General features: G+C 31.8%; 1 pseudogene (only partly in view). It reads right to left on the reverse strand.

The window, feature by feature from the left end:
• Positions 1 to 262: pseudogene (locus tag COU51_01540) on the reverse strand (hypothetical protein) (it extends 118 nt beyond the left edge of the window).
• Positions 263 to 337: the final 75 nt, after the last annotated feature.

Consider the following 337-nt stretch of genomic DNA (forward strand, 5'->3'; position numbering starts at 1 on the left):
CCTGTATTTCTATTAAAGATACGTTTTTGATAATTTTTTCTACCACTAATTTATCTATCTCTTTTTCTAATTTAAAATCAGCCCCAGGCACCTCGTTATTTTCATTTACCCCACTATGCCAAAGTTTAAGAAGAATATCCTTACCCGAAATTCCAAAAGGACTACACGACAACTCGCCATTATTCCAAATATATAAATATCTTATTTGGGGATTTAAAGCGAGGTTGCGTAAAATAATATTAACTCCTTGCCGACTATACAATGTTCCAATAATAGCTGATTTTTTTAATATGTCAGGCGATTCTTTTAATATTTTTTCAGGCTCATTCCAAAGAGT

It is taken from the genome of Parcubacteria group bacterium CG10_big_fil_rev_8_21_14_0_10_36_14 (genome assembly GCA_002772895.1).
In the GTDB taxonomy this organism is placed as follows: Bacteria; Patescibacteriota; Patescibacteriia.